Source organism: Bacillus sp. AP50 (assembly GCF_040492675.1).
GTDB classification, from domain to species: Bacteria; Bacillota; Bacilli; order Bacillales; family Bacillaceae_G; genus Bacillus_A; species Bacillus_A cereus.
This window is the reverse complement of the sequence record NZ_JBEUTW010000724.1, coordinates 1-1,208: the sequence shown is the minus strand read 5'-3', so window position 1 is coordinate 1,208 and position 1,208 is coordinate 1. Positions and strand designations below refer to the sequence as shown.

Sequence of the window (1,208 nt, the reverse complement as noted above, 5' to 3'; positions counted from 1 at the left end):
TTATATATCTGATCCCTAAGGTACGTTTTAAATTTCAAAAGCTCCAGACATTGGTGATATTATTATATGCGTTTCAGTTAGGTACTATAGGTCTTACGGCGTTTGTTCTTCCAGGGATGAGTAATTATTCTATTAATTTTATTACGCTTATTTATGTAGGTTTACTAGTATTAGGAGCAATACTTGTTCATGGTGTAACAACATTTGATACTTTTAAACAAGCAAGTAAAGGTGCGTTTAGTATGGGAGAAAGATCTACTTCATTTTTTAATAAGGCAAAGAAAAATGTAATGTTTGGTGTGGTAATTTATGTACTAATTCTTCTCGTTTTAATTTATATACAAAATAATTACTCATTGAGCATAATGTTTGGTTACTTTATATTTACGTTCATCATGTACGCGATAGCCATAGGCCCAGCTGAGTTCCAATTATTAGCCTATTTATATTTCGTGGGAGGAACACGAAAGGGAGCGCCAGGAATTCTTAAAGCGCTATAAAGAGAGAGAAGAAAAGAAAGAAAAAGAAATAAAATAAGTTTTGCATCGAAATGAGGAAAGGTGAATGCTTGAAATAAAAGAAGAAGATTTAGGCTTTTTTCAAATTACAAATAAAAACCGATTAAGTCCTGATGGTGTAATGGCCTTTTTAGTTGGAGTTTTTGTATACGCTTCATTACCGATGTTTTTTATTGTTTTTGGGTTTTTACAACTTGGTTGGGAGGCTTATCCAAAATCTTTTGAACGAATATTTGTTTGTGTAGAGTTAGTATTATATATTCTGCAAACCCTTTTTTTGATTATCTATTCATTTCCGAAATTAAGATTTAAATTACAAAAGTTACAAGCCATTGTAATTGTGTTTAACTCGTTTCAGGTTGCAACGGTAGGGTATGCGTATGTATTAATTGAAGCGATATTTGGATATACTTGTGAAAATTTAACCGTATGTTATATAGGTCTATTATTATTAAGAGCGATTACTACTCATATTGTAATTACAATCCATACTTTTAAAAAAGAAAAATATGGAGGCTATAAGAAGGTTTTTATTTTTAATCTATATGATTTAAGTAAAGGTAGTTAAAGGTGGGACAATTGGATGTGGAATATAAAAGAAGAAGATTTAGATGAATTTAAAATAACATGTAGAAATCGTTTAAGTCCTGAAGCTGCTGTAGGTTTTATGTTAGGTTCAATCATATACCT

1 protein-coding gene and 1 pseudogene are annotated in these 1,208 nt (G+C 30.5%); both read left to right on the top strand.

Translation table 11 applies throughout. The features are described 5' to 3' along the window. Positions 1 to 537 (top strand): annotated as a pseudogene (locus ABWK52_RS28885) (hypothetical protein); the annotation flags it as partial. 27 nt (positions 538 to 564) lie between these two features. Next, positions 565 to 1,086, top strand: a complete 522-nt coding sequence (locus tag ABWK52_RS28880; RefSeq protein ID WP_231130271.1) for a hypothetical protein — start codon at positions 565 to 567, stop codon at positions 1,084 to 1,086. The last annotated feature ends 122 nt before the right edge of the window (positions 1,087 to 1,208 follow it).

Coding starts and splice junctions, on each gene's coding strand:
- ABWK52_RS28880 (WP_231130271.1), top strand. CDS start 565: ATGCTTGAAATAAAAGAAGAAGATTTAGGCTTTTTTCAAATTACAAAT.